The 26,824-nt window shown below is 56.0% G+C and carries 21 protein-coding genes; 13 read left to right on the top strand and 8 right to left on the bottom strand.

What is annotated here, in order from left to right:
- The first annotated feature begins 1 nt into the window (after position 1).
- The 4 genes from ACCW76_RS02280 to ACCW76_RS02265 all read left to right on the top strand — a co-directional run bounded on the left by ACCW76_RS02280 (position 2) and on the right by ACCW76_RS02265 (position 4,560).
- Complete coding sequence (locus ACCW76_RS02280; protein WP_045833035.1) at positions 2-1,102, top strand: ABC transporter permease; 1,101 nt, start codon at positions 2-4, stop codon at positions 1,100-1,102.
- Positions 1,103-1,299: 197 nt separating this feature from the next.
- On the top strand, positions 1,300-2,130 hold the full coding sequence (locus ACCW76_RS02275) for a transketolase (protein WP_034821964.1): 831 nt from the start codon (positions 1,300-1,302) through the stop codon (positions 2,128-2,130).
- Positions 2,123-3,067: a transketolase family protein gene (locus ACCW76_RS02270; protein WP_436337621.1), complete on the top strand. Its 945-nt coding sequence runs from the start codon at positions 2,123-2,125 to the stop codon at positions 3,065-3,067. Before ACCW76_RS02275 ends, ACCW76_RS02270 begins: the two co-directional genes overlap by 8 nt.
- A 2-nt stretch (positions 3,068-3,069) precedes the next feature.
- Positions 3,070-4,560: an FGGY family carbohydrate kinase gene (locus ACCW76_RS02265; RefSeq protein ID WP_436337620.1), complete on the top strand. Its 1,491-nt coding sequence runs from the start codon at positions 3,070-3,072 to the stop codon at positions 4,558-4,560.
- A 122-nt stretch (positions 4,561-4,682) separates the two neighbouring features.
- On the opposite strand, the gene ACCW76_RS02260 is transcribed toward ACCW76_RS02265, so the two are convergent.
- Complete coding sequence (locus ACCW76_RS02260) at positions 4,683-5,417, bottom strand: flagellar brake protein (protein WP_436337619.1); 735 nt, start codon at positions 5,415-5,417, stop codon at positions 4,683-4,685.
- Positions 5,418-5,603: 186 nt separating this feature from the next.
- On the opposite strand from ACCW76_RS02260, the gene ACCW76_RS02255 reads away from it, so the two are divergent.
- A complete protein-coding gene (locus ACCW76_RS02255; RefSeq protein ID WP_160868209.1) occupies positions 5,604-5,852 on the top strand; it encodes a GlsB/YeaQ/YmgE family stress response membrane protein in 249 nt (82 codons plus the stop codon).
- Between the two features lie 61 nt (positions 5,853-5,913).
- Here the strand turns inward: ACCW76_RS02255 and ACCW76_RS02250 are convergent, their stop codons facing one another.
- Entirely contained in the window at positions 5,914-8,010 is a 2,097-nt protein-coding gene (locus ACCW76_RS02250) for a TonB-dependent siderophore receptor (RefSeq protein ID WP_436337618.1), read from the bottom strand.
- A 359-nt stretch (positions 8,011-8,369) separates the two neighbouring features.
- Positions 8,370-10,049, bottom strand: coding sequence for an alpha,alpha-trehalase TreA (treA, locus tag ACCW76_RS02245; protein WP_436337617.1), 1,680 nt, complete (start codon positions 10,047-10,049; stop codon positions 8,370-8,372).
- A gap of 206 nt (positions 10,050-10,255) precedes the next feature.
- On the opposite strand from treA, the gene ghrA reads away from it, so the two are divergent.
- Genes ghrA through ACCW76_RS02230 form a run of 3 tightly spaced genes read left to right on the top strand, consistent with a single transcriptional unit; the run spans position 10,256 to position 12,543 of the window.
- Positions 10,256-11,194: a glyoxylate/hydroxypyruvate reductase GhrA gene (ghrA, locus tag ACCW76_RS02240; RefSeq protein ID WP_436337616.1), complete on the top strand. Its 939-nt coding sequence runs from the start codon at positions 10,256-10,258 to the stop codon at positions 11,192-11,194.
- A gap of 24 nt (positions 11,195-11,218) precedes the next feature.
- Positions 11,219-11,956: a phosphatase gene (locus tag ACCW76_RS02235; protein WP_034821944.1), complete on the top strand. Its 738-nt coding sequence runs from the start codon at positions 11,219-11,221 to the stop codon at positions 11,954-11,956.
- 26 nt (positions 11,957-11,982) lie between these two features.
- Positions 11,983-12,543: a TorD/DmsD family molecular chaperone gene (locus ACCW76_RS02230; protein ID WP_045813907.1), complete on the top strand. Its 561-nt coding sequence runs from the start codon at positions 11,983-11,985 to the stop codon at positions 12,541-12,543.
- Here ACCW76_RS02230 and ACCW76_RS02225 read toward each other — a convergent pair whose 3' ends face one another.
- Together ACCW76_RS02225 and ACCW76_RS02220 are read right to left on the bottom strand one after the other, a co-directional pair.
- Complete coding sequence (locus tag ACCW76_RS02225) at positions 12,544-13,905, bottom strand: CoA transferase (RefSeq protein WP_436337615.1); 1,362 nt, start codon at positions 13,903-13,905, stop codon at positions 12,544-12,546.
- Positions 13,906-13,952: 47 nt separating this feature from the next.
- A complete protein-coding gene (locus ACCW76_RS02220; protein WP_045833026.1) occupies positions 13,953-14,837 on the bottom strand; it encodes a DMT family transporter in 885 nt (294 codons plus the stop codon).
- A 189-nt stretch (positions 14,838-15,026) separates the two neighbouring features.
- On the opposite strand from ACCW76_RS02220, the gene ACCW76_RS02215 reads away from it, so the two are divergent.
- Complete coding sequence (locus ACCW76_RS02215; protein ID WP_436337614.1) at positions 15,027-15,746, top strand: glutamine amidotransferase; 720 nt, start codon at positions 15,027-15,029, stop codon at positions 15,744-15,746.
- On the opposite strand, the gene ACCW76_RS02210 is transcribed toward ACCW76_RS02215, so the two are convergent.
- Positions 15,734-16,297 carry a class I SAM-dependent methyltransferase gene (locus ACCW76_RS02210; RefSeq protein ID WP_038647483.1) on the bottom strand — a complete coding sequence of 188 codons (564 nt, stop codon included), beginning with the start codon at positions 16,295-16,297 and terminating at the stop codon, positions 15,734-15,736. The genes ACCW76_RS02215 and ACCW76_RS02210 overlap by 13 nt on opposite strands.
- A 400-nt stretch (positions 16,298-16,697) precedes the next feature.
- On the opposite strand from ACCW76_RS02210, the gene exaC reads away from it, so the two are divergent.
- The 3 genes from exaC to ACCW76_RS02195 all read left to right on the top strand — a co-directional run bounded on the left by exaC (position 16,698) and on the right by ACCW76_RS02195 (position 20,003).
- Entirely contained in the window at positions 16,698-18,218 is a 1,521-nt protein-coding gene (gene exaC, locus ACCW76_RS02205; RefSeq protein WP_436337613.1) for an acetaldehyde dehydrogenase ExaC, read from the top strand.
- A gap of 124 nt (positions 18,219-18,342) precedes the next feature.
- A complete protein-coding gene (locus ACCW76_RS02200) occupies positions 18,343-19,686 on the top strand; it encodes an aryl-sulfate sulfotransferase (protein WP_436337612.1) in 1,344 nt (447 codons plus the stop codon).
- A 152-nt stretch (positions 19,687-19,838) separates the two neighbouring features.
- Positions 19,839-20,003, top strand: coding sequence for a hypothetical protein (locus ACCW76_RS02195; RefSeq protein ID WP_436337611.1), 165 nt, complete (start codon positions 19,839-19,841; stop codon positions 20,001-20,003).
- A 79-nt stretch (positions 20,004-20,082) separates the two neighbouring features.
- On the opposite strand, the gene fumA is transcribed toward ACCW76_RS02195, so the two are convergent.
- Together fumA and ACCW76_RS02185 are read right to left on the bottom strand one after the other, a co-directional pair.
- Positions 20,083-21,726, bottom strand: coding sequence for a class I fumarate hydratase FumA (fumA, locus tag ACCW76_RS02190; protein WP_436337610.1), 1,644 nt, complete (start codon positions 21,724-21,726; stop codon positions 20,083-20,085).
- A gap of 164 nt (positions 21,727-21,890) precedes the next feature.
- Positions 21,891-23,402 carry an anion permease gene (locus tag ACCW76_RS02185; RefSeq protein WP_034821926.1) on the bottom strand — a complete coding sequence of 504 codons (1,512 nt, stop codon included), beginning with the start codon at positions 23,400-23,402 and terminating at the stop codon, positions 21,891-21,893.
- Between the two features lie 606 nt (positions 23,403-24,008).
- Between ACCW76_RS02185 and ACCW76_RS02180 the strand changes: the two genes are divergently transcribed.
- Positions 24,009-26,789 carry a flavocytochrome c gene (locus ACCW76_RS02180; RefSeq protein ID WP_436337609.1) on the top strand — a complete coding sequence of 927 codons (2,781 nt, stop codon included), beginning with the start codon at positions 24,009-24,011 and terminating at the stop codon, positions 26,787-26,789.
- Positions 26,790-26,824: the final 35 nt, after the last annotated feature.

The following is a 26,824-nucleotide window of genomic DNA, read 5'->3' as shown; positions in this document are numbered from 1 at the left end:
CATGAAAAACAATGGCGCAATGGCGCTCGCTTCGCCAGGTAAGGTTTTCAACTCGCGTGAAGGCATGATTCTGCTGCTGTTAAAACTGCGCACCTTTATCGCGTTGTTCCTCATCGTCGGCTTCTTTGCGATTACCGTGCCGGATTTCCTCGCCGTGGGCAGCATGGTGATCATGGTCAAACACATCGCCATCAATGCGTTTCTGGCGCTCGGCATCACCTTTGTCATTATCACTGCGGGTATTGATCTCTCCATCGGCGCCACGCTGGGCCTGTGCGGCATGATTGCCGGCTGGTTGATTACCAAAGGCATTGTATTGCCGATGTTTGGCATCGCCATCTTTCCCAGCGTTTGGGTGATTGTGCCCGTGGTGTTAGTGGTAGGCGGACTGATTGGCGCGGTGAATGGCTGGATCATCACCAAATACAACGTGGCCCCGTTTATCTGCACGCTGGGCACCATGTACATCCTGCGCGGGGCGGCGATGCTGACCTCTGGCGGCGAAACCTTCCCCGGCTTGCAGGGCAATCCGCTGCTGGGTAACACCGGTTTCGACAAAATCGGTGCGGGGTATTTTCTCGGCTTACCGTGGGCGATCTGGATGATGGTGGTGCTGGCGTTGGTGATTGCCTATGTGGCGCGCCGCTTGCCATTTGGCCGTCAGGTGTATGCGATTGGTGATAACGAGCGTGCGGCGGAACTCTCCGGCGTCAAAGTGAAGTCGGTGAAAATCTGGGTCTACACCCTTTCAGGTTTCTGTGCGGCGATTGCCGGCATTGTGGTGTCTTCGCAGCTGGTGGCCAGCCATCCGGCGAACGGGACTTCATTTGAGATGAATGCGATTGCGGCAGTGGTGCTCGGTGGAACTTCACTGGCTGGCGGACGTGGCACCATTCTCGGCACGCTGGTGGGGGCCTTTGTCATCGGTTTTCTGGCGGATGGCTTGATCATGATGGGCGTCAGTGAGTTCTGGCAAATGGTGATCAAAGGCATCGTGATTATCGTGGCGGTGATCATCGATCAGATGCAAAGCCGCATGCAGCAAAAAGCCGCCGTGGTGGCGCAGAAGGCATTAATTCAGGAAGGTGAGGCCAAAGGTTAATCACTACCCGTCATAAGCTGAGCCGCAGGTGCATGGGTTGCACTTGCTCACCCCAGTCACTTACCTGAGTAGGCTCCTGGGGATTGACGAGTTGGCCGTCTTCCCGCAACTCAGCTTATTTAGGGTAAAAATCTGGGTAAATTTTTTTACCTGTTGTGAATATATATTCAATAACGCTTTAAAATGCAGAGGTGTCTATGAATCCTTTCAAATATTCGGTGGCGGACCTGGCAGCGAAAGCGCGCGCCGTACGTCGCCGCATCATCCAGCTCAATGCCGGTAGTCCGGCAGGTGGACACACCGGTGCCGATCTCTCTCAGGTCGAAATCCTGACGGCGCTCTATTTCCGCATCCTGAATTGCGCGCCGGATCGCACCAACGATCCGCAGCGTGACATTTACATCCAGTCGAAAGGGCATGCGGTCGGCGGCTATTACTGTGTGCTGGCAGAGGCGGGTTACTTCCCAACCGAGTGGCTGCCCACTTACCAGCATTCGGATTCACATTTGCCGGGCCATCCGGTGCGGCAGAAAACGCCGGGCGTGGAACTCAACACCGGTGCACTGGGGCACGGCTTACCGGTGGCGGTGGGTATTGCGCTGGCGGCGAAGAAAGACAACAGCGACCGCCGCATCTTCGTGGTAACCGGCGACGGTGAACTGGCCGAGGGCAGTAACTGGGAGGCCGCGCTGGTGGCGGCGCACTACAACCTCGATAACCTGGTGATCATCAACGACAAGAACAAACTGCAACTGGCAGGGCACACGCGCGACATCATGAACACCGATCCGCTGCCGGATAAATGGCGCGCCTTCGGCCTGGAGGTCACTGAGTGCAACGGTAATGACATGGCTTCCGTGGTGGAAACCATTGAAAACCTGCCACGTAACGGCAAACCGCAGGTGATTGTGGCGCATACCGAGAAAGGCTTTGGCATCTCCTTTATTCAGGGCAAACCAGAGTGGCATCACCGTGTGCCGAAAGGGGAAGAGATCGAACTGGCACTGGAGGAATTAAAAGATGAGTAATGCAAAACACCTGGCCACGGTGATGGTGGAAGCCTTTATTGACGCGGTCAATCGCGGTGTGGATCTGGTGCCAGTGGTGGCGGATTCCACCTCAACGGCAAAAATATCACCTTTCATTAAGGCGTTCCCGGACCGCCTGATCAACGTCGGCATCGCGGAACAAACGCTGGTGGGCACGGCGGCTGGTCTGGCAATCGGTGGAAAAGTGGCGGTGACCTGTAATGCCGCACCGTTCCTGATTTCACGCGCCAACGAGCAGGTAAAAGTGGACGTCTGCTACAACAACACCAACGTCAAACTGTTTGGCCTGAATGCCGGTGCCAGTTACGGACCGCTGGCCAGCACCCACCACAGCATTGATGATATTGCGGTGATGCGTGGCTTCGGCAATATCGAGATTTACGCGCCATCCTGCCCGCTGGAGTGCCGCCAGATCATCGATTATGCCCTTGCGCATGTGGGGCCGGTTTACATCCGTCTGGATGGCAAGGACCTGCCTCAGTTGCACGACGAAAACTACCAGTTCCGTCCCGGTCAAATCGACGTCTTGCGTGAAGGCAACGACATCGTGCTGGTGGCGATGGGTTCCACCGTGCATGAGGCGGTGAGCGCAGCTGAGCAATTGCATGCACAGGGAATCAGCGCAGGTGTGATCGCCATTCCATCAATTCGTCCCTGCGATACCCAACGGCTGCAAGAGCTGTTAAAGCATTATCCGGCGGTGATCACCGTAGAGGAGCACAATGTTAACGGCGGCGTCGGCAGCCTGGTGGCCGAAGTGCTGGCTGAAGGCGGCTGCGGCATTCCGCTGTTACGTCTGGGCATCCCCGATGGTCAATACGCGATTGCTGGCGACCGTGCCTCCACGCGCGCGCATCATGGTATTGACGCCGCCAGCGTGGTGAAGAGTGCAGTGCGCATGTGTGCAGGAGCGTAAACATGGCGGGTCCATTAATACTGGCAATTGATGAAGGTACCACGAACGCGAAAGCCATAGCGGTGGACCGCGCAGGCAAGGTGGTGGCGCGCGGCAGCCAGCCTCTGACGCTAGCCCATCCGCAGCCCGGATTGGCCGAACAGGATCCGCTGGCGATCTGGCAGGCGGTGAAACAGGCGATTGAAAGCTGTCTGGCGCAGTGCGACGGGGCAGAGGTGGCCGCCGTCGCGATCAGCAATCAGCGCGAGTCGGTGCTGATCTGGCAGCGCCGCGACGGGCAACCGCTGACGCCGCTGGTGAGCTGGCAGGATCGTCGCTCAGAAGCGTTTTGTCGTGATTTACGCATGGCGGGTAAAGCGCCACGCATCACCGGCTTAACAGGCCTGGCGGTCGATCCAATGTTTCCCGCAGGCAAACTCACCGGGATGCTGGCGGCGATACCGGATGGCCAGGCGCGTGCGCAGGCCGGTGAACTCTGCATTGGCACTGTGGATAGCTGGCTCAGCTGGCAACTCAGCGGCGGCGAAAGTTTTATTACCGATCACGCGAATGCGGCCCGCACCCAACTCTACAATTTGCACAGCGGTGACTGGGATGAGGAACTGCTGACGCTGTTCCATATCCCGCGCGCGGCGCTGCCACATATTGTGCCCTCCGCCAGTGCGCAGGGTGTTGTCACGGTACAGGACATCGCCGGACTGAAAGCGGGTACACCCATTTTGTCGCGCATTGGCGATTCCCATGCGGCACTGCAGGCGCAACGCAGTGCGGGTGAAGAGGTGGTGAAAGCCACTTACGGCACCGGTTCATCGCTGATGATGTCAATGGCCACACCCTTGCTGACCGAAAACGGCCTCAGTACCACGGTGGCGTGGCACGATGGCACGCTGCGATTTGCCTTTGAAGGCAACATCACCCATACCGGTTCAGGCGCGGCCTGGCTGGGACGCATGCTGGGCATCAGCGATCCGCGTGAACTGACGGCAATGGCGCAGCGCAGCGAGCATAATCAGGGCATCTATTTCGTGCCTGCCTTGTCAGGCCTGGGCGCGCCCTGGTGGGATTTGAAGGCGCGCGGCATGGTATGTGGCCTTACCGATGCAGCCACGCCAGAGGTGCTGGCGCGCGTGGCACTGGAATCGATCACCTTCCAGATTGCCGATGTGTTCTTCGCGATGGAGCAGGCCAGTGGTGTGCAGTTGCCCGCGCTCTGTGTGGATGGCACGGCAACCGAAAACAGTTGGCTGATGCAGTTACAGGCAGACGTGTTGCAGCGGCCGTTGAAACGTGCCCCCACCGCTGAAGTCTCCGCCCTCGGTGCCGCGCTGCTGGCGGGGCGTTCATTAGGCTGGTGGCAGCAGGGCAGTGATATGCAGGCGTTGCAGGGCGGCAGCGTGATTGAGCCGCGCAGCGATCGCGCGACCCTTATGCAGGAGAATTATCGCGGCTGGCTGGAAGCGGTGGCGCGTTGTCGTTATCAACCACACCATTAATCTTTATCGTCTTAAAGACAACGTATCGCGCGAGGACGAGTCACACCGCACTTGCCCAGGCGTGATAAATCATGTCGAAGAGAAATCGGCGGGGTTCACTCTGATCCCCGCATGTTGCCTAATTACTGAAAGCGATTGGCTTTGTCGCGCGCCAGACGCTCCAGGGCAAAGATCACCTGCTGTAGCTGGCGTTCCTGCACCGGCTCAATGGCGGTAAAACGGAAGCTGAGACGGGGGGTTGTGCGGGTTTCATTCTTGCTGGTGACGGTGCTGCGCTCGCCAATATTCAGCAGCTGTGCAGTGACCTCAAAATGACCGTATTCGCCCAACTCAACGCGCAGATTTTTAAAGGTGTCACCGCGGTTCAGACCCTCTGGCAAGCTTTCGTCCAGCAATACACCTGCACCACCGAGAGAGAGATCCTGCAAGCGAAAACGCGCATTGCTGCCATCCGGCCACTGCGTATGGCAGTAAAACACCGGCTCCATCGGGGCGGAAACACGGAAAAACTCACGACGCTGAATCTGCCACAGCAGCTCAGGCAGTGGGGCACTGAAAGCCGGTAAGCCTTCAAACTCGGTGCGCTCAAGTTTGATCAAGCCAAACTCTACTTTTGCCCCCTGAGTTTCTGCCGCGATATTCACTTCGCCGCTCTGCAGCGCTAAATCGTTGTCCTGCGCATTGCTGCCGAGATCGAAGATCACGCGATCCTCATCGGCATCCAGCATGCGACTGATAAATTGACCGCGCGAAAAACTGACCATTAAAGGGGTCTGGAAACGCAACAAATCCTTCATTACGTTTAAAACAGCAAGGGTGCCTCGTTTGAGATATTGTTCGTTATCGGCGTCTTTCACATCCTGCTCCACTTATCCGATTGTTATTATCACGGGTGACACGGCTATCGCATTATTATCGACAGGGTGGCAAAAAGCTTTAGCCTGCTAACTCTCTATCTACTGTGATGTTCATCAAGCAGATTAAAAATATCCGACTATACTAATCGCAGTGAACACCTTGATTCATAACGTAAGGAGCAGTAAATGGGTATCATTTCATGGATTATTTTTGGTTTGATTGCCGGGATCATCGCTAAATGGATCATGCCAGGTAAAGATGGCGGCGGATTCATCATCACTGTGGTTTTAGGGATCGTCGGTGCGGTGGTTGGCGGCTGGATCAGTACCCTGTTTGGCTTCGGTAAAGTTGACGGTTTCAACTTTGGCAGTTTCGTGGTGGCGGTGATTGGTGCCATCGTGGTGCTGTGGATCTACCGTAAAGTGCGCACCTAGCCGTTCACTCTGTTTTAATGAAATCCGCATCCTCATCGGGATGCGGATTTTTTTTTGCCGGTTAGAAATCGTAACCCACGGTGGCGGTAAGGGTTCTTTCTGCACCGCGATAGCAATAACCGGTGCCATAACAGGCCGCGAGATACTTTTTGTCGGTCAGGTTATTGGCATTGACCTGCAGCCATGCCCCTTTCAACTGTGAATTCCACGCACCGAGATCGGCACGGACGGAAGCATCAAACAGCGTCACTGACGGCAAACGGGTGGTGTTTTCATTATCAGCCCACTGCTTACCGATATAACGCACACCCGCACCGGCGCTCAGGCCGTAATCAAACTGATAGTGACCCCAGAATGACGCCATGCTGTTCGGCGTGACGTAAGGCGTATGGCCATCATTCCCGTCAACGGAATCTTTGAAACGCAGATGGTTCAGCGTGTAACCGGCAATGGTGCTGAGTCGCGGCGTCAGTTGATTACGTGCTTCCAGCTCAATGCCCTGCGAATGCACTTTGCCGGAAGGGCTGTAGGTGCTGTCCACCACGTTACGGTTCGCCACATCGTTTTGCGTCAAATCGTACAGCGCGATGGAGTACATATCGCGTGTGCCCACCGGCTGGTATTTCACACCGGCTTCATACTGCTCGGAAGTGGTTGGCTTCAGCTGATTGCCGTCTGGGTCGGTCAAAGAAGCCGGGGTAATCGCCTGGCTCCAGCTGACGTAAGGTGAGATGCCGCTGTCGAACGCATACAGCAGCGCAGCACGGCCGCTGACGTGGTCATCCTGGCGACGGCTGGTGCCATTATTGGAGACGATGCGATCGTAGCGGCCAGAGAGATCCAGATGCCAGCGGTCGAGCTGCATTTCATCCTGCAAATAGAGCCCGGTTTGATAGTAGCGACGCGTTTGTTCGGTCCAGCTGTAATCCGGCATGCTGCCGACCGCTTCGCCCGTCCAGGGGTTTAATGAACTCGCATAGCCACTGGCTTTACTCAAATCGTTCTTATAACGATGGTATTCGGCACCGAGGATCACCCGATGCTGCAACGCGCCGGTGGCAAAATCGGCCTGCAGACGGTTGTCGTTGGCCCATGCGCTAAGCGAAGAACGTTCACCGGAGTAGTAGCGGGTCAGCAGGTCCGGGTTAGCGGCGTCCCAGCCAATCTGATACACCTGATCGAGGTCGACATTGGAGTGGCTATAGCTGGCGGTGGAGTAAACAGACCACACTTCATTGAAGCGGTGCGAGAAGTCATAGCTGTAAATCTGTTCGTGGCGCTTGAACTGATCCAGCGCGCTGTCGCCCTCGTAGAATCCGTCACTCAGCTTGCGGCCATTGTGGCTATAAAGCGTGCCTTCAGCCGGTACGGAACCGTGATAACCGCCGGATGGATCTTTTTGCAGATAGGCACGCAGCACCAGACTGGTGTCTTCGCTGGGTTGCCACAGCAGCTGTGGCGAAATCGCATATTTTTCTTCACGGGTGTGAACGTATTGCGTGTCGCTGTTACGCGTGATGCCGGTGAGACGGAAGGCCCACTGATCGTTAATCGCATTGGTGTAGTCAAAGGCGGCGCTGTTGGTGGCGTTGGTGCCGGTCGACAGGCGGAAATGGCCCTCTTCAGCAAACTGCGGCCGTTTGCTCACCTGATTGACTAATCCGCCTGGCACAGTCTGGCCGTAAAGTGCGGAGGAGGGGCCTTTGATCACATCAACGCGATCGAGGAACCAGTTATCCACCTGCAAGATGTTGAAGCTGCCGCCATCACTCATGATGCGCAAGCCATCCAGGAAGGTGTTGTCGACATCGCCGCCATGAAAACCACGTAGCGCGATGGTGTCATAACGGGTGGCGGCGCCGCCGAAGTTAGTGAATACGCCCGGCGTATAGTTCAGTGCCTGATTGAGATCCTGCGCACCCTGATCCTCCATCTGCTGACGTGTTACCACCGAGATGGACTGCGGCGTGGTGATCAGCGGCTGATCGGTTTTACTGCTGCCGCTGCTGCGGGTGGCGAGATAGCCTTGCGTCGGTGAGCTGGCGCTCTCTTGCGGTTGCGCGGTGACCACGATGGACTCTTCTGCGAAGGTTGCAGCAGGAAGGGCCAGAGCCAGCGCACAAAGCACGCGGGCACGATTAAGGGTAAAAAGCGTCATCGGAAATCCTTTAACGGGAAGCAGAACAAAAGCAGCACTCAACCGGCACTGCCGAAAATTGATAATGAGATTAAAATTAAGAGTGAGAATTATTATCTTTTAGTGAGGTATGTTTCAAGTTGTGAATGTGAGTGAAAGAGATTGTGAGGAAAAGAACGGGAAGGGTGGCGTAGCGAGCACGGCTTTAAGTGAGAACAGGTTTCATGATTCAGTCATACAATCTGTCGCGGTGCGCGAGGGTGTGGAAACCTGAGGTGATGGCATTAAGCCCCTGGCTTTGACAGCGCGAACCGATTGCGCTGCTACCGTTTGACAAACAAAGCAGTAGCAGCGGTTTTATTTAAAGTAGAGTAAGAAGGTTATTTCCCCGCACTCAGCGCGGGCATATTCGGGATATCGCTCGCGTTATTACAGGTGTTATCTTTCGGGCAGTATTTATCCAGTAGTTTGAGCGTCACGCCATTGGTCCAGCCGAAGCCGTCCTGCAACGGATATTCACCGCCACCACCCCCGCCCAGTTGCGCGCCTTCCACCACATACTTCTCAACCAGCTTGTGCTCTTTGTCGTAAGTGGCCTGCACGTTCTGCAGGAAGCGCTGACCAATTTCCTGCGCCAGCTTGGGTTGTTTGTAATGTTCCAGACCTTCCACCGCCACCCATTGCAGCGGCGCCCAGCCATTTGGTGCATCCCATTGCTGACCATTATTCACGGTCGTCGTCACCAAACCTCCCGGTTTCAACAGCTGTTTCTCAACCGCTTTGGCGGTGCGATCCGCCTGTTTTTCACTCGCCACCTGCATATACAGCGGGAACAGGGTAGCGGCGGTTAACTGCGGATGAACGTGTTTTTTCTGCCAGTCATAGTCGGCGTACCAGCCTTGCTTCTCATCCCACAGATAACGATTAATCGCTGCCTGACGTTTTTCAGCATCGGCCGCGAACTGTTTGGCTTTGTCATCCTGCTGTGCCAGCTTCGAGGCTTTGGACAACACCTGCTCCAGATGGAACATCAGGCTGTTAAGATCGACCGGTACCAGCTGGGTGGTGCGGATCGAGGCCAGATTGTGGGCATCGGTAAACCAGCGAGAGCTGAAATCCCAACCGGAGGCCGCACCGGCACGCAGATCGCGATACACCTGCTGTTTATTGCGATCTGGCGCTTTGTTGGCGGTATTCACATCGTCGAGCCAGGACTCGGTGCGTGGGGCATCGCGGTCATCCCAGTACCGGTTAAGCAGCGTGCCGTCACCCAGTTTAATCACGCGCTTGCTGGCTTCTCCGGCCGCGACTTTATCGCTGTCTGCCATCCAGTAGTCATACTCTTTCTGCAACTGCGGCAGATACTGGCGGTAAACATCATCACCTTTGTGCGTCGCCAGCAGATCCACCATCAGGCTAAAGAACGGTGGCTGCGAACGGCTGAGATAATAGCTGCGGTTGCCATTCGGGATATGGCCGTATTTATCCAGTTCGGTGGCGAAGTTATCCACCATATCCTGCACGCGATCCCAGTGCCCGCTCTCGGCGAGGCCCAGCATGGTGAAGTAGCTGTCCCAGTAATAAACTTCGCGGAAACGGCCGCCGGGGACCACATAGGGTTTCGGTAGCGGCAACAGGGAATCATACTGGCTGGCGGTCGGTGTCGATCGTGTCAGCACCGGCCACAGACCGTTGATATGTTCACGCAGGCTTTGTCCGGCAGGCGGCACGTATTTGTCCTGCTCTTTAGGCAGGGTGAAATTAGCGTCCACGAAATGCTTGAGGTCGAAGTTGCGCTGGCTCTTTTGCATCTGCCAGTCCGCCAGTATCGAAGAAGGATTGTACTTCGGAACCGCATCGGCAAAGGTTTTCTGATCCGGATAAAATTTTGCCTGCTGTACCGCATTAAACAGAGGCCCAAGGCGGATATCGGGCGGCTGTGGCTGGCTGCTTAGCATTCGACTGGTATCTTCCGCCTGCGCAACAGAGGCGCCGGCCAGCAGCGCCGCGCTCAGTAGCAACGTCAGTGGCGCGGGCGTGAATTTGACATTTTTTATCATCGGTTTTTCTCCTTGTCCGAAAAGGTGGTGTGCTAACACATTGACCACCCGAACAACTTTAGTCGTTAACGCGCCGCTTAGCCGCCTCAAGCCATGGAAATGTGAAGCCGTGGGAATTAATCACGCAAGAAATTGCATTAACAGTGAGGTTTTTGCTTGCCCTTCACCGCTATTTGCCTGAGGCTGAAGGAAAAAAGGAGAGCTGTATGGAGATTATCTGGTATCACCCGTCGCAAGCCCCCGATCGCTGGCTTGCGGGACTGCGTCAGCGTTTACCGCAAGCCAACGTGCGCTACTGGCAGCCAGGCGACACGGCTCCGGCGGATTATGCCATCGTGCGTTCGCCGCCCATCGAGATGCTGGCTGGTCGTCCGTTAAAAGGCGTGTTTGCCATGGGCGCGGGCGTTGACGAAATTCTTAAGCAACTGCGCGCCAATCCTGAAATGCTTGCCGATGACGTGCCGCTGTTCCGCCTCGAAGATACCGGTATGGCGCGTCAGATGCAGGAGTATGCGAACTGGTGCGTGCTGGGCTGGTTCCGCCGCTTTGCCGACTACCGTCAGCAGCAGCAACAGGCGCACTGGCAACCACTCGACACAGCGGATCGCGCCGACTTCACCATCGGCGTGCTCGGTGCGGGAGTGCTGGGCAGTAGCGTGCTTGAAAGCTTACGTCAGTGGGGCTTCCCGCTGCGTTGCTGGAGCCGCTCGGCTAAGCAGATTGATAGCGTGCAAACCTTCCATGGTCGCGATCAGCTGGAGGCGTTTCTCGATGGCACTCAGGTGCTGATCGACCTGTTGCCCACCACGCCGGAAACCACCAACCTGATCGATGAAAAGTTTCTGCGCGTGTTGCCGCAGGGTGCCTTTTTCCTCAATCTGGCGCGCGGCGCGCACGTGGTGGAAGCCGATCTGCTGGCTGCATTGAACAGCGGTCAACTGGCGGGTGCGGCGCTGGACGTGTTCCAGACCGAGCCACTGGCGGCGGATCACCCGCTCTGGTCTCATCCACATGTCACATTGACGCCACATACTGCGGCTATTACGTTGCCCGGCGAGGCGATGGATTTCATTGCTGGTGCCATACTTGCTCTGGAGCAAGGGGATCAACCGAGTGGTTTAGTCGATCGTCAGCGCGGTTATTAATTCACATTGAGTCAGGAGAAGAGGATGTATCCCGTCGATTTGCATATGCACACCGTTGCCAGTACCCACGCCTACAGCACACTGCATGACTATGTGGTGCAGGCGAAGCAGAATGGCCTGAAGCTGTTTGCCATCACCGATCACGGCCCGGATATGGCGGATGCGCCGCACTACTGGCACTTCGTTAATATGCGTATCTGGCCACGCGTGATTGATGGCGTAGGCGTGTTGCGTGGTATTGAAGCCAACATCAAAAATCAGCAAGGTGAAATTGACTGTAGCGGCCCGATGCTGGATGCGCTGGATCTGATTGTGGCGGGTTTCCATGAGCCGGTGTATGCACCGCGTGATAAAGCGCATCACACGGAAGCGATGATTGCCGCCATGGCCGGTGGGCTGGTGCACATTATTTCGCATCCTGGCAACCCGAAATTCCCGGTGGATATCCGCGCCATTGCTGAAGCGGCGGCGCATTATGATGTGGCGCTGGAGATCAACAACTCTTCCTTTACTCACTCACGTCCGGGCAGCGAACCGAACTGTCGCGCCATTGCTGAAGCGGTGCGTGATGCCGGCGGGCGTCTGGCGTTTGGGTCGGATTCGCACACCGCATTTACCCTCGGTCATTTCGAACACTGCATCCGCATTACGCGCGAAGTGGATTTTCCCGAGGATCGCGTGTTAAATGTCACGCCGCGCCGCCTGCTCGACTTCCTCGAACAGCGAACCGGTAAGCACATTGCTGAATTTGCGGACTTTTAACTTTTAGCCTCAAGGAATTCTGTTGCATGAATGAGTTTTCCATTCTCTGCCGCGTCATCGGCTCGCTGTTCAACCGCCAGCCACAAGATCCATTGCTGGTGCCGCTCTTCACCATGCTGCGTGAAGGCAAACTGAAGGCTCAGTGGCCGCTGGAGCAGGATGAACTGTTAACACGTCTGCAGCAGAATAGCGATCCGCAGGCCCTGGCGGCGGATTACAACGCACTGTTCGTCGGCAGCGAATGCAGCGTACCGCCTTACGCCTCGCAGTGGCCAAACGGTCCGCAGGAAGCGGATGTTCGTGCCTTCCTCGCCTCACGTGGCATGCCGTTAAGCGATGCGCCTGCCGATCATTTTGGCGTGCTGCTGCTGGCGGCCTCGTGGCTGGAAGATCAGTCAGCGGAAGATGAGTTCGCCGCGCAGCTGGCGCTGTTTGACGACTACCTGCTGCCGTGGTGCGGTGCGTTCCTGGGCAAAGTGGAAGCGCACGCGACCAGCGCCTTCTACCGCACGCTGGCTGCGCTGAGCCGTGAAGCCATTCAGGCGATGTACGATGAACTGAACGAAGGCAACGGCGAAGAAGCCTAATCACCAGCTGGCTACGCTGCTGCCGAGCTTAACGCCCGGCGTGGCGCAGATCATCGGCGTGCCGGGCAGATACGCAGCGGCACGCAATCTTTCGGCAATCCCCCACGCGTTGATCTCTACTGTCGGCAGGGCATCGCCGTGCTGTACCGCAATGCCATGCTGCGGCTGTGGCGGGGACGCGCCAAACTGTTGCAACAGCCTTGCGGTGCGCGCCAGTGATAAGCGTGCCTGCCAGCCAACGTGATTTTCCCGACGCTGTCTCATCCCTTCCAGTACGGCGGCGGCCATCATATAGCCGGTGGCGTGATCGAGTGCCTGCACTGGCAGCGGCGTCGGTTGGACGTTACCACGCCAGATCATGCCCCGTTCAGCGATGCCGCATCCCATCTGCACCAGGCTGTCAAAGCCGCGCCTATTTCGCCACGGCCCGCTCCAGCCCCACGCATTCAGACTAACATCCACCAATCCGGGCGACAGTTTGCGGCGTGATTCTGCATCCAGCCCCAGCTTTTCCAGCGCATCCGCGCGATAGCCATGCACCAGCACATCAGCATGTTTGATCAGATCGCGCAGCTGCTCAACGCCCGCTCGGGATTTGAGATCGAGTCGTGCGCAGCGTTTGCCGCAGGTGATCTCCTCTTCCAGTGTTGGCTCTTCCCAGCCGTAAGGATCGATACGTAAAACCTGCGCGCCAAGGCTGGCGAGAAAACGCGTGGCTACCGGCCCGGCGATAATGCGCGTCAGATCCAGCACGCGTACGCCCAGCAGTGGGCGCGCAATGGGCAGTGCCCAACGGGGTGTGGGTGCATCTCCGGTGGCCTGTTGGGCGATCAGCGCTTCACTGCTGACGGCCATCCCTTGTGGGTGCTGCAACCACTGTTGCTCACTGCGCATCTGCGCAGCACAGCCGCCAGCCTCGATCACGGCCTGCTCCAGCGCGGCCGCTTGCCACTGAGACACCCGTTGCGCTAACGCGGCGCGATCGGCTTGTTGCCCCAGCACCTGCTCCATGGCGGCACGATGATGCGGGGCGTTGGTGTGCAGACGGATCCAGCCATCGGTGGTGGCATAGTCGCCAGCAAAAGGGTCCCAAAGTGCGGCAGGAGGACGATTTAACGGCATGAGGCTGTGCTGAAACCAGCGAGAGGCGAGCCGCACATTGACGCTAACCGGGGCCGATTGCCCGAGCAAGTCGCTCACTGCCTGGCTTGCGAGCCCAATGCTGGTGGCGGCCAGTTCACTGACGGCAAACGCAGAGGAAAAAGTATCGGGCTGGAGAAAGCTGAGCGCGGGAAGGGGTTCCGCGCCACGCAATCCTTGCCACAGTTGCTGCCATAATGCGGCAGCAGATTGAGTATCCATATTGAGTCTCCGAAAAACGCGCGAGACTCAAGCATAGCAGAGGGGATCTAACGGCGGCGTAAACGCGGAAAACGCGCGTGCATGCGCAGATTACGCAGGTTGATCACCGCAATGGCCGTACCGAGCACCACCAGAGACGCGCCGAGGATCTTGAAGCTGTTCATGCTGTCGCCCAGCACGAATACGCCCATCAAAACCGCCAGCACTGGCGTGAGCAGCGAGTAGGGCATGATTAAGTTGACGTTGTACTTTTTCAGTAACCAATACCACAAGGTATAAGCCACGATCGAGGAAGCCAGTGCGCTGTAAAGAATACCAAACCAGCCGCGCCAGCCCGCGTGGCTTAACGCATAAAACTGGTGCGATTCGGTAAGCCAGGAAGCGGCACCGACGATCGGCACGGCAAGGAATGAGATCCAGCCGGTGAGCGTCAGCGGTTTTATCGGCGGCGATTTCTTCACGATCATATTGCTGATGGCCCAGCCAAAGGCACTGCACAGCAAAATACATAACACCCACCACGCAGGAATGGTTGGGCTGCCAGAGAGCACCGCCACACCACTTAACGAGACCGCGATGCCGAATAACTGCACCAGGCGCAGCTTCTCTTTCAGCACCAGCATCGCCAGCAGCATGGCAATCGGTGTACCGAGCTGCACCACAATCGCGCCGGTTCCGGCATCGGTGTAGCGCATGCCGACAAACAGCAGCGAGAAATGCATAAAACCAAAGGTGAAGGCGAGGGTGAGCAGCCACGGCAGCTGTTCACGCGTGATGCGGCAGAATGGCACCAGCACAATCGCCACCACCACGAAACGCATCCAGGTAAGGAAGAGCGGCGGAAGTTCCAGCAATCCCCACTTCACCGCCACGTTGTTGAAAGCCCAGATGGAAACCACCATCAGAACCAAAAAGAAATGCCGCACTGCCACAATGTCATCCTTCACATGAAAGGGGTTATCACCGCCTAATCATGGCACGAAGCCGTGCATTTCTGTGACATTGTGCAAAAATTTTTTTCATTAAGGTATGAGCTTATGCAGGAAAAAAATAAGACAGGTCACTGATTTCCTGTCAAAGTGGATGTCCGAAAGCTGACTCCGTGAAGGAATGAATTCGGAATGACACACACCCGCGCGTTACCCCTTGCTCTGATTCAACTCGAAGTGCCGCCACCGCAGGTTGTGGCGCAAATTGGCGAACAACCCATCTGGTTTATTGATGCGCTGCAACTGCAGCCTGATGACTATGTGATTGTCCGCCCGCATCTTGGCGAAGAGCTGCCAGCGTTTGATCGCGTCAGCGGCGCCATTCTCAGCGGCTCCTGGGCAATGGTCACCGACCACGCCGACTGGAGCGAGCGCACGGCTGCATGGATCCGTGGAGCCATGGAAGCCGAGCTGCCACTGCTGGGCGTCTGTTACGGCCATCAGCTGATGGCGTATGCGTTGGGCGGAAAAGTGGGCGATAACCCGAACGGATGGGAACGTGGATTGAAAACCCTGACGCAGCAGGCGCAGCGCGATCCGTGGCTGGCAACGCTGCCCGGCGAGTTTCAGGCATGGCTGTCGCATCGCCAGTCGGTGATTAGTCCCCCGCAGCACGCCGTAGTACTGGCGCAATCTGAGCTGGATGGTTGCCAGATTTTACGCTATTCCCCGCAGGCGCTGTCGGTACAGTTCCACCCGGAGTTTACCCGCGACATCATGACCGCCTGTTTACCGGCGGGCGTGTGTGATGATGGTGCGCAGGTCGCAGGTGAGGATTGGTCACGCGAGTTGTTGCGTCGTTTCTGGTTGCAAACGCGGCCGCAGCCGCGCGTGCAGGCTCAGGGCGCGTAATGCCGAGTGCAGCGATAAACCCAGGCGGGCGGCATATTTTTCAGCACCCGCTGGCGCTGCCACGTGAAGTAGCGTGACAGGGTAGGTTGGGTCAATGAGGTGTATTGAAACTGGATAAATACACCGCGCGGGCCCAGCACATCGTGGACGGCACTCAGAATCGCTTCACGCGTTTCCGGCGGCAGCGACAGCAGCGGCAGGCCGGAAAAGATCACATCGTATTCACCAGACAGGTATTCGGCCGAGCAGGCTCGTACCTGCATGCGCGGATCGGTCCATTCGCGCAAGCTCTCGACTAAATCCGGGCTGATCTCAAACACATCCAACTGCGCTTGCGGCGACATTCTGTCCAGAATATGCCGGGTTAACACCCCGTCTCCGGCACCCAGTTCGGCGATACGCAGGCTGTGATCCCAGCTGGCGGCATCACACATGGTGCGACACAGCGCAGCAGAGGAGGGCGTGATGCTGCCCATCTTGCGCGGGTTTCGAATAAATTGCTGAACAAAGTTCGCTTTGGCGCGCATTAACGTCAGGGCTGAAGCCAACATCTCTTTCTCCTGATGAGTATCCTGTTTCATATTGACCAAATTCATTGCGTTTGTTTCGCTTTTCGCTGCATATGCGGCAAAACTCGGAATTTTCCGCAACGAAGCGGGAGATTTACGCGTATTTCTGATGTGCATAAATTTGCACCCTACGAAAATCGTGCATGAGGGCGGTAGGGTTGCCATTTCTGGCGACCGAAAACTGTTGTGACAGAGGCTTTTTCTTTAGTCGCAACCCTGGTTTAGCGCCTGTGCAAAATCTCAAATCAACAATCCCGGAATTTTCCTTCGGTGCGGTCACAGTTTCCCGCTCTGCGATCTGACAGGCTGACATTGATCGATCAATGTTAATAACAGGTTTCATAGTTGTTATTCGCCACTCTGTCCCGCAAGGAGAAACACCATGCGTTACGCTGCTCCGGGAGAACAAGGTTCTCTCATCACTCTGCAATCGCGTTATGGCAACTTTATCAACGGCGAATTCGTTGCGCCGGTGAACGGTCATTACTTCGTCAACACGACCCCGATTAACGGTTCCACCATCGGCGAGTTCCCGCGCTCGGACAAGGCCGATGTCGATAACGCAGTCGCGGCAGCACTGGCCGCTGCGGATGCCTGGGGCAAAACCTCCCCGCAGGCACGTTCGCTGGTGCTGCTGAAAATCGCCGATCGACTGGAAGAGAAACTGGAATATATCGCAGTCAACGAAACCTGGGATAACGGCAAGCCGGTGCGTGAAACCCTGGCTGCCGATTTGCCGCTGGCGGTAGACCACTTCCGCTACTTCGCGGGCTGCGTGCGCGCACAGGAAGGCACCGCAGCGGAAATCGACGAATTCACCGCCGCTTACCACTTCCATGAACCGCTGGGCGTGGTCGGGCAAATCATCCCGTGGAACTTCCCGCTGTTAATGGCGGCGTGGAAACTGGCCCCAGCGCTGGGGGCCGGTAACTGCGTGGTGTTAAAACCGGCTGAGCAAACGCCTTTGTCGATCACCCTGTTTATGGAAGTGATCAAAGACCTGGTGCCACCGGGGGTCATCAACGTGGTGCACGGTTACGGTAAAGAAGCTGGTGAAGCGCTGGCGTCACATCCGGGTATCGCCAAGATCGCCTTTACCGGCTCTACCGCCACCGGCGGGCATATTCTCGAACTGGCGGCGAAAAGCCTGATTCCGTCTACCGTTGAGCTGGGCGGTAAATCACCGAACATCTTCTTTGAAGACATCATGGATGCGGAAGAGAGCTTTATCGAGAAAGCGGCAGAAGGCGTGGTGCTTGGCTTCCTGAATCAGGGGGAAGTCTGTACCTGTCCGTCGCGTGCGCTGGTACAGGAGTCGATCTTTGAGCCGTTTATGGCAGCCGTCATGAAACGTATCAAAACCATTAAGCGTGGCGATCCGCTGGATACCGAAACCATGATTGGCGCGCAGGCGTCGCAGCAGCAGTTCGATAAAATCCTCTCTTATCTGGAAATCGCCCAGCAAGAGGGCGCTCAGGTGCTGCACGGTGGTGGCGTGGAGAAAATAGGTGAAGCTTTTGATAGCGGCTATTACATCCAGCCCACGCTGCTGAAAGGCGACAACAGCATGCGCGTCTTCCAGGAGGAGATCTTCGGGCCGGTGGTCGGTGTGCTGACCTTCAAAGATGAAGCGGAAGCCCTCGCCATCGCCAATGACTCGATCTACGGACTGGGCGCAGGTGTATGGACCCGTGATATCAACCGCGCGTATCGCATGGGACGAGCGATTAAAGCGGGTCGTGTCTGGACCAACTGTTATCACCTCTATCCGGCACATGCGGCGTTCGGTGGCTATAAAAAATCCGGTATCGGTCGCGAGACCCATAAAATGATGCTCGATCACTACCAGCAAACCAAAAACCTGCTGGTGAGCTATAGCACGCAACCGCTGGGCTTCTTCTAAGCACTCAGGCAGCGGGTCATACCGCTGCCTTTTCTCCCACATGCCTCATTCGGACTAATCCTGCCGCCATTCGCATCTACCCTATAAGGGCGTTTTCTTTCTCCCTTATTCAGGATGGTGAATCATGCGTATTGCGGCAACGCTCTCTGTCTGCCTGCTTTCTCTCTCTTTCACGGTCTCGGCGATCCCGAGTGCCATTCCCACCGGCGTCACGTATTACGATCCCGCCCGTGCCTGGAACGGTTATGTGGTGATCCCCGGCAGCGATAACCAAACACACTTAATTGATATGACCGGGAAAGAAGTGCATCGCTGGGCGTACGAAGGGTTCCCGAGCTGGCCGATACCCACTGATCGCGTCAACGGCCAGCGGGGTCATCTGCTGGTACAGCTGGAGCGTCAGAAAGATCTCGACAAAGAAGCCAGCCCCGGCAACGGCATGGTGAATGCCAGCGTGGCGGAGGTAGACTGGAACGGTGCGGTGCAGTGGCAATACGGCAGTCAGCAACAGCCGGTGCATCAGCACCATGAAATCCAGCGGCTGGCAGACGGGAATACGCTGGTGCTGGGCGCGGCACTGCGCCAGTTGCCCGGCTACAACTATCGCATCATCGATAATACGCTGGAGGAGGTGTCGCCGCAGGGAGAGAAGCTGTGGAGCTGGTCAGTGGCCGATCACCTCAATGAGCTGGGTTTTTCTGACGCGCAGCTGGCGATGATCCGTGACAGTCAGGACGCCGACTTTTTGCATATGAATACGGCGGCACCGTTGGGTCCCAACCCGTGGTTTGATAAAGGTGACCCGCGTTTTGCCCCTGACAACATCCTGTTTAACTCGCGCAACGGCAATGTCGCGGTGATTGTTGATCGACAGACGGGAAAAGTAGTGTGGCGCATCGGGCCCGATTATCCGGCGCTCAAGCTGGATACGCCTTTGCCACGTCCGCTGGATCAACTGATTGGCGAGCATGATGTGCACATGATCGGACCGGGTTTGCCGGGTGCTGGCAATATTCTGATTTTTGATAATCAGGGCAACGCCGGATTCCCGCCCTCACGGCAAGGATTCTTCTCTGCTTCACGCGTCATTGAAGTGAACCCGCAAACTCAACAAATCGTCTGGGAATACACCGGTGAGAAGTCGGGACAGTCGATCTCCACCTTCTACAGCGCCTATATCAGCAACGCGCAGCGCCTGCCGAATGGCAACACGTTGATTAACGAAGGGCAGAGCGGCCGCCTGTTCCAGGTCACGCCGCAGGGTGAGATTGTCTGGGAGTACGTCAGCCCGTTTTACGGCAAAGCGATGCCGCGTGACCACTACCGTGGCAATACGGTGTATCGCGCTTATATGGTGGATTACCGCTGGGCACCGGAAGGGACAGCGCACAGTGAGAAAGCGGTGACGGCGGATTGCAGCCGTTATCCGGCGTTACCGGGGTGTCCGGCGCTCACCTCTGCACCGTAAGAAATGTGCGTTACTTCTTTAATCTGACTGTCATTTGGCCGTGCCAGAGTGCCTGCATCACGAATACAGACAATTCCGCTACATTTAAGCCGTGTCTTGACGATATTAAGCAGTAGGGAATCTAAGATAGTGCGCCATTTTAAGGAGATAACATGAACACACTGCATAAATTTCAGCAGCAGCATGATGAAGTGCTGGATGCCGACGATCAGCACATCATCACGGTGAATCTGCCGGGCCGTCAGGCGATTTACGTGATTGGTCAAAACGATGATGATGCCGATATGCTGCTCGACGTACAAATCGGTGCGATATAAGCGCCGCGTAGTGCTCACCCCATAAAAAAATCCGCAGCCCTTAAGCCGCGGATTTTTTGTTTTAGCACGGCTTAAAGCCTTACTTCACACAGGCAGAACACTGATTGTGGATCTGCTGGAAGAAGTCATTGCCTTTGTCATCCACCAGGATAAACGCCGGGAAGTTCTCGACTTCAATCTTCCAGATGGCTTCCATTCCCAGTTCCGCGTACTCCACGCACTCCAGACTCTTAATACTCTGCTGCGCCAGCACCGCTGCCGGGCCGCCGATGCTGCCGAGGTAGAAGCCGCCGTGTTTATGACAGGCATCGGTCACCTGTTTGCTGCGGTTGCCTTTTGCCAGCATCACCATGCTGCCGCCGTTTTCCTGCAGCAGATCAACGTAAGAGTCCATACGACCCGCGGTGGTTGGGCCAAGTGAACCAGAGGCATAACCTTCCGGGGTTTTCGCCGGGCCTGCGTAATACACCGGATGATCTTTGATGTACTGCGGCAGACCTTCGCCGTTGTCGATGCGCTCTTTTAGCTTGGCGTGGGCAATATCACGCGCCACGATAATGGTGCCGTTCAGCGACAGGCGGGTTGCCACGGGATAGGATGACAGCTGCGCCAGAATGTCACTCATCGGGGGGTTAAGATCGACATTCACCACTTCGCCTTCGCCCTGCTGACGCAGTTCTTCCGGGATATAGCGGCCTGGGTTATCTTCCAGCTTCTCGATCCAGATGCCTTCGCGGTTGATTTTGGCTTTGATATTACGGTCAGCCGAGCAGGACACACCCATGCCGACGGGGCAGGACGCGCCATGACGTGGCAGACGCACCACGCGAATATCGTGGGCGAAGTATTTACCGCCGAACTGTGCGCCAAGGCCCAGCTCTTGTGAGGCTTTCAGCAGCTCCTGCTCCAGCGCGACATCACGGAACGCCTGACCGTGTTCGTTACCTTCGGTCGGCAGCGAATCGTAGTAATGGGTTGATGCCAGCTTCACGGTTTTCAGCGTGCTTTCTGCTGAGGTGCCGCCAATCACAAACGCGATATGGTACGGCGGGCAGGCTGCGGTGCCGAGCGACATCATCTTATCGACCAGATAATTCTTCAGCTTGGCCGGGGTGATCAGCGCTTTGGTTTCCTGATACAGGTAAGTCTTGTTGGCAGAACCGCCGCCCTTGGCGATGCACAGGAATTTGTACTCGTCGCCATCCACGCTGTAGAGGTCGATCTGCGCCGGCAGGTTAGTGCCCGTATTGACCTCTTTGTACATATCCAGCGCCGCGTTCTGTGAGTAACGCAGGTTGTCTTCGATAAAGGTGTTATAGACGCCTTGTGACAGTGCGGCTTCGTCGCCACCGCCAGTCCAGACGCGCTGGCCTTTTTTGCCCATAATGATTGCCGTGCCGGTGTCCTGGCAGGTCGGCAACACGCCTTTGGCGGCGATTTCCGAGTTACGCAGGAACTGCAGGGCAACGTATTTGTCGTTCTTACTGGCTTCGTCATCCGCCAGAATCGCGGCAACCTGCGCCTGATGCGAGGCGCGCAGCATGAATGAAGCATCATGGAATGCCTGCTTCGCCAGCAGCGTCAGGGCTTTAGGATCGACTTTCAGCACCTCTTCGCCATCGAAGTTGGCTACTGAGACGTAATCGCGGCTCAGCAGATAGTATTCGGTATCATCTTTGGCGAGAGGAAAGGGATTCTGATAATAGAAGGGTTTGTTCGACATGTTGGCTCACTTAGCTTCGTGTCGCCTGTCAGAGTGGCAGGTGACAAATTAGGCGATCTGTTTTTTGATTTTCTCTCGCCAGCCCTCCGCAAGGACTGACTGGCGAGCATCATAACACTTTCACGGCTCTGCGCGGCTCCGATTTTAACATCGGAGCAACATCATCAGAACATCATCACCATCCATGGGTAGGCAATAACCATCAAAGCAATCAGGAAGATAGCGCCAAAGATGGTACCGAGACGCCAGTAATCTTTGGTTGGCAGGTAGCCGCTACCGTAGTAAATCGGGCTTGGGCCGGTGCCGTACGGGGTGATAATACCCATCACACCTAAGGATACACACATCATCAAACAGAACACTGGCATGTTGATGCCCGGAATCGAGGCGGCGATGGTCAGCATCGCAGGCAACAGCGCAGTGGTGTGCGCCGTGGTGCTGGCGAACAGGTAGTGCAGTAAGTAGAAGGCAACCAGCAACACCACCGCCGAGACTTGTGGGTCATAACCGTGCAGCAACTGCGCACCTTCTTTACCCAGCCAGGCGATAAAGCCCACACGCGCCAGACCATCCGCCAGAGCGACCAGAGTGGCGAACCAGGCAAAGGTATTCCATGCCGCTTTGTTGCTGGTGATATCGTTCCAGTTGAGTACACCGGTCCACAGCATCAGCACGATAACCAGCAGGGCAGCCATCGCCGGTTCAATCCATGCCGCAGCGAAGATCCACATCATCAATGCTGAGACCACAAACACCAGCAGCAGGATTTCGTTGCGTGACAGCTTGCCGAGCTTCGCCAATTCAGCGGTCGCCCAACGTGGCACTTCGTCATTGACCTTCACTTCTGGCGGATAGAGCCAGTAAGCCAGCAGCGGCATGGTGAGAATCAACAGCACGCCCAGTGGCAGGAAAGCGAGGAACCACATGCCCCAGGAGATTTCGAAGCCTACCACGCTTTTCACCAGCGCCAGCGCCAGCAGGTTAGGTGCCAGTGCAGAGAGGAACATCGAACTGGTGATACAGGCAGCGGTGATGGCAACCCACATCAGGTAAGAACCAATCTTACGTGCGCTCGGGTCATTTGGTTTTGAACCGTACAGCGGCGGCAGGTTGGCGATAATGGGGTAGATGGTACCGCCGCTGCGCGCGGTGTTAGACGGCGTAAACGGTGCCAGTAACAGGTCAGCGAAGGTGATGGCGTAACCGAGCGTCAGGCTGCGACGGCCGAGATACTTCACCAGAATCAGCGCCAGGCGGCGTCCGAACTGGGTTTTATCGTAGCCGGCGGCAAACATGAAGGCACCGAAGATCAGCCAGACGGTGGAGTTGCCGAAGCCACTCACTGCCCATTTGAACGACTGCGCCGCCGTTTTAAACTTGGGATCCGCCAGTTCGGCCGGGCTAAACAGCACCCACTGGCTGAACAGCGCTATCACCACCACGCCGGTCAGGCCGATAACAGCACCGGGCAGCGGCTCAAAGATCAGCCCGACAATCACGCCAACGAAGATAGCAAAGAAGTGCCATGCGTAAGGTTCCAGCCCGGCAGGGGTAGGGACCAGCAGTAGCAGCACCGCTACGATGATCGGCAGGCACAACATAATCAGGCGATTCTTTTTCCCCGGCGCCGCAGGAGGCACTACGGGGGAGGCACTCTGGGTTGTTTGTGTGTTCATAGTTTTGTCTGCAAGTTAGGAAGAATGCGATTGATTGTCACGAACACACTGTTCTTTTGGTTTCAACATGCGTGCAGCAGATGAGTCGTGACAATTTAAATTTTGTTCTTTGATGAAACTTTGCTTTGCAAATTCGATACGCGAATTATCAATTGAATGCAGCTAAGATGCGATTAATTAAAATATCTCTTTTGATCTAGATCAATAAAAAATATGCACTGTTTTTTAATTTTTATCTTTTGCTTTTTATTTAACTTTCTGTCTGCTGTGGATTAAACGCTACAAACTATCGAAACGCGAAAAATCGAGCAAAATGAGGCGGGTTGGAGGCTTTTATCTTTATGATAGTACTGCATTTGTTTTAAATGTAAGGAAAAAGTTGATTTTTGTCAAGTCTTGGTTAAAACTTAGCGGAGCGCCTATTCTGGCAATGAGCATCAAATATCATTTCCAAACGTAAAACTTATATAACTAACATTCTGGGTTATGTAACTAAATAAAATGGTATATTTACGCCATGAAATCGGACCACTTAAATAATTATAAAGCCGCGCCGAACCGCCAAAGAATTGAATACACAATTTCTTAATTCTGGAGTTGCTCATTATGAATAAGCTCACCCCAATCCTTAACCCGCTAACGCTGCCGAAAGGTGCGGTGCTGAAAAACCGTCTGGTGATGGCCCCGATGACCACCTGTACCGGCTATTTTGACGGCGGTGTCACCAGCGATCTGGTCGAGTATTACCGCGTACGTGCGGGCAGTATCGGTACGGTGATTGTTGAATGCTGCTTTATTGATAATCGTGGCCCTGCTTTCCCTGGCGCGTTGGGTATCGACAGCGACAACAAAATTGCCGGGCTGGCGAAAATCGCCCATGCGATCAAATCTGAAGGTTCAAAAGCCATTCTGCAGATTTACCACGGTGGCCGCATGGTGGAACCGGCGCTGATTGGTGGTAAAACCCCTGTTGCACCGAGCGCTATTGCTGCACCGCGTGACGGTGCCACCAAACCGCAAGCGCTGACCGCCGAAGAAGTCGATGTGATGATCACCAAGTTTGGTGATGCGGTAAACCGCGCGATCAAAGCCGGTTTTGACGGTGTTGAGATCCACGGTGCAAACACCTATCTGATTCAGCAGTTCTACTCCCCTAACTCCAACCAGCGCGACGACAAATGGGGCGGCAGCCGCGATAACCGCGCGCGCTTCCCAATGGAAGTGCTGGAGATCACCCATAAAATGGCCGATCGCTTTGCGGCGGCAGATTTCATCATCGGTTATCGTTTCTCACCGGAAGAGCTGGAAGTCCCCGGTATCCGTTGGGATGACACGATGTATTTGCTGGAAAAACTGGCGGCGCGCGGTCTCGATTACGTGCACTTCTCCGTCGGCCAGCTGCTGCGTCCATCCATTGTCGATACCAAAGATCCAACGCCACTGATCACCAAATATCTGGCCGAGCGCTCTGCCACGCTGGCGAAAGTGCCGGTGATTGGTGTGGGCGGTGTGGTGAATAAAGAAGATGCCGAGAACGCGCTGGAGCACGGGTTTGATCTGGTGGCGGTCGGTAAAGCCTGCATCGCCTATCCGGACTGGGCGGATCGCATCATCAAAAATGAACATATGGAACTCTACATCGACAGCACCAAGCGTGAGGCGCTGACGATTCCAGAACCGCTGTGGCGCTTCTCGCTGGTGGATGCGATGATCCGCGACGTCAGCGACGGCCATCGCAAATACAAAGCCGGGGTTTACCAGGCGAAAGTCGAAGCCGAAGCGCTGAAACTGAAAATCAACGTGACGCTCGACACGGACCGTATCACCGATATCTCACTGGTGCCGGACCCCAGTCTGGATGTCGATTTCACCAGCACCTTCGAAAGCCTGCGTGAACGCATTCTGGTGGCGAACAGCCCGCACGTCGATGCCATCACCGGCGCCACTACGCAGAGTGAGGCGCTGAAAAAAGCGGTATCCCGCGCACTGACCACCTCCAGTAAAGAGTATGTGATTGAAGAGGGCGGCAACCCGAACGCACCGGTCAATTATGACGTGGTGGTGGTGGGTACGGGCGGTGCCGGTCTGGCGGCGGCGATTCAGGCGCACGATGACGGCGCACGCGTGGTGATCATCGAGAAGATGCCGACCATTGGCGGTAACACCATCAAAGCCTCGGTGGGCATGAACGCCGCCGAAACCCGCTATCAGAAACTGAAAGGCATCGAAGATAGCAAAGAGCTGTTCTACGAAGAGACGCTGAAGGGCGGTAAATTCAAAAACAACCCGGTGCTGCTGCGCGAGTTTGTTGAGCAGGCGCCAGAAGCGATTGAGTGGCTGGCCGCGAAAAATATCGAGCTGTGTGACATCACCATCACCGGTGGTATGAGCATTGACCGCACGCACCGCCCGGAAGACCGTTCTGCCGTCGGTGGCTTCCTGATCAGCGGCCTGGTGAAAAACGTCAACCAACGTGAAATCGAAGTGCTGCTGGAGACCTCCGTTTCAGAAATCCTGGTGGAAAACGGTGTCGTCACCGGCGTCAAAGTGGTGGATGAGTACAACGACAGCCGCATTCTCAATGCGAAGAGCGTGATCGTTGCCACCGGCGGTTTCAGTGCCAACCGCGAGATGGTGGTGAAGTATCGCCCGGAACTGGATGGCTTCGTCACCACCAACCACAAAGGTGCCACCGGTAGCGGTATCGCCATGCTGCAGAAAATTGGCGCGGATACCGTAGACATGGGCGAGATCCAGATTCACCCAACGGTTGAACAGACCACTTCTTATCTGATTTCTGAAGCGATGCGCGGCGGCGGGGCGATTCTGGTCAGCCAGGCCGGTAAGCGTTTCTACAATGAGATGGAAACCCGTGACAAAGTCTCTGCTGAGATCATCGCACTGCCAGAGAAAAGTGCATGGATCGTGTTTGACGAGCAGGTCCGCGCCAACAACAAAGCCGCCGACGAATACATCGCCAAAGGCTTTGTGATTAGCGCACCGACGCCGCACGAACTGGCGGTGAAACTCAACATGGATCAGGAAGCGCTGCAAACCACACTCGGCCGTTACAACGAGTTTGTGGCGAAGCAGGATGATGAAGACTTCGGTCGTAAGACGGCGCTGCGTCACCCGCTGAACAAAGGCCCGTACTTCGCCATCCGCATCGCCCCGGGCGTGCACCACACCATGGGCGGTGTCACCATCAACATCGATACCGCGGTGCTGGATGCACAGAAACAGGTGATTCCAGGTGCCTGGGCAGCCGGTGAAGTGGTGGGCGGTATCCACGGTGCTAACCGTATCGGTGGTAACGCGGTGGCGGATATCATCATCTTCGGTATCAAGGCCGGTCACAATGCGGCTAAACTGGCGTTAGGAAATTAATTAACGTTAATTACCCCAAATATTGCGTACCAGAG

It is taken from the genome of Pantoea sp. C8B4, assembly GCF_051336905.1.
Taxonomy (GTDB): Bacteria; Pseudomonadota; Gammaproteobacteria; order Enterobacterales; family Enterobacteriaceae; genus Pantoea; species Pantoea rwandensis_B.
This window is presented reverse-complemented; position numbering and strand designations above follow the sequence as displayed.

Excerpts from the sequence above, each read along its gene's own strand:
- treA (WP_436337617.1), bottom strand. The coding sequence starts at position 10,049 with ATGATAAAAAATGTCAAATTCACGCCCGCGCCACTGACGTTGCTACTG.
- ACCW76_RS02225 (WP_436337615.1), bottom strand. The coding sequence starts at position 13,905 with ATGGATACTCAATCTGCTGCCGCATTATGGCAGCAACTGTGGCAAGGA.
- ghrA (WP_436337616.1), top strand. The coding sequence starts at position 10,256 with ATGGAGATTATCTGGTATCACCCGTCGCAAGCCCCCGATCGCTGGCTT.
- ACCW76_RS02200 (WP_436337612.1), top strand. The coding sequence starts at position 18,343 with ATGCGTATTGCGGCAACGCTCTCTGTCTGCCTGCTTTCTCTCTCTTTC.
- ACCW76_RS02215 (WP_436337614.1), top strand. The coding sequence starts at position 15,027 with ATGACACACACCCGCGCGTTACCCCTTGCTCTGATTCAACTCGAAGTG.
- ACCW76_RS02230 (WP_045813907.1), top strand. The coding sequence starts at position 11,983 with ATGAATGAGTTTTCCATTCTCTGCCGCGTCATCGGCTCGCTGTTCAAC.
- ACCW76_RS02255 (WP_160868209.1), top strand. The coding sequence starts at position 5,604 with ATGGGTATCATTTCATGGATTATTTTTGGTTTGATTGCCGGGATCATC.
- ACCW76_RS02210 (WP_038647483.1), bottom strand. The coding sequence starts at position 16,297 with ATGTTGGCTTCAGCCCTGACGTTAATGCGCGCCAAAGCGAACTTTGTT.
- exaC (WP_436337613.1), top strand. The coding sequence starts at position 16,698 with ATGCGTTACGCTGCTCCGGGAGAACAAGGTTCTCTCATCACTCTGCAA.
- ACCW76_RS02275 (WP_034821964.1), top strand. The coding sequence starts at position 1,300 with ATGAATCCTTTCAAATATTCGGTGGCGGACCTGGCAGCGAAAGCGCGC.
- ACCW76_RS02270 (WP_436337621.1), top strand. The coding sequence starts at position 2,123 with ATGAGTAATGCAAAACACCTGGCCACGGTGATGGTGGAAGCCTTTATT.
- ACCW76_RS02185 (WP_034821926.1), bottom strand. The coding sequence starts at position 23,402 with ATGAACACACAAACAACCCAGAGTGCCTCCCCCGTAGTGCCTCCTGCG.
- ACCW76_RS02235 (WP_034821944.1), top strand. The coding sequence starts at position 11,219 with ATGTATCCCGTCGATTTGCATATGCACACCGTTGCCAGTACCCACGCC.
- ACCW76_RS02265 (WP_436337620.1), top strand. The coding sequence starts at position 3,070 with ATGGCGGGTCCATTAATACTGGCAATTGATGAAGGTACCACGAACGCG.
- ACCW76_RS02195 (WP_436337611.1), top strand. The coding sequence starts at position 19,839 with ATGAACACACTGCATAAATTTCAGCAGCAGCATGATGAAGTGCTGGAT.
- ACCW76_RS02180 (WP_436337609.1), top strand. The coding sequence starts at position 24,009 with ATGAATAAGCTCACCCCAATCCTTAACCCGCTAACGCTGCCGAAAGGT.
- ACCW76_RS02250 (WP_436337618.1), bottom strand. The coding sequence starts at position 8,010 with ATGACGCTTTTTACCCTTAATCGTGCCCGCGTGCTTTGTGCGCTGGCT.
- ACCW76_RS02280 (WP_045833035.1), top strand. The coding sequence starts at position 2 with ATGAAAAACAATGGCGCAATGGCGCTCGCTTCGCCAGGTAAGGTTTTC.
- fumA (WP_436337610.1), bottom strand. The coding sequence starts at position 21,726 with ATGTCGAACAAACCCTTCTATTATCAGAATCCCTTTCCTCTCGCCAAA.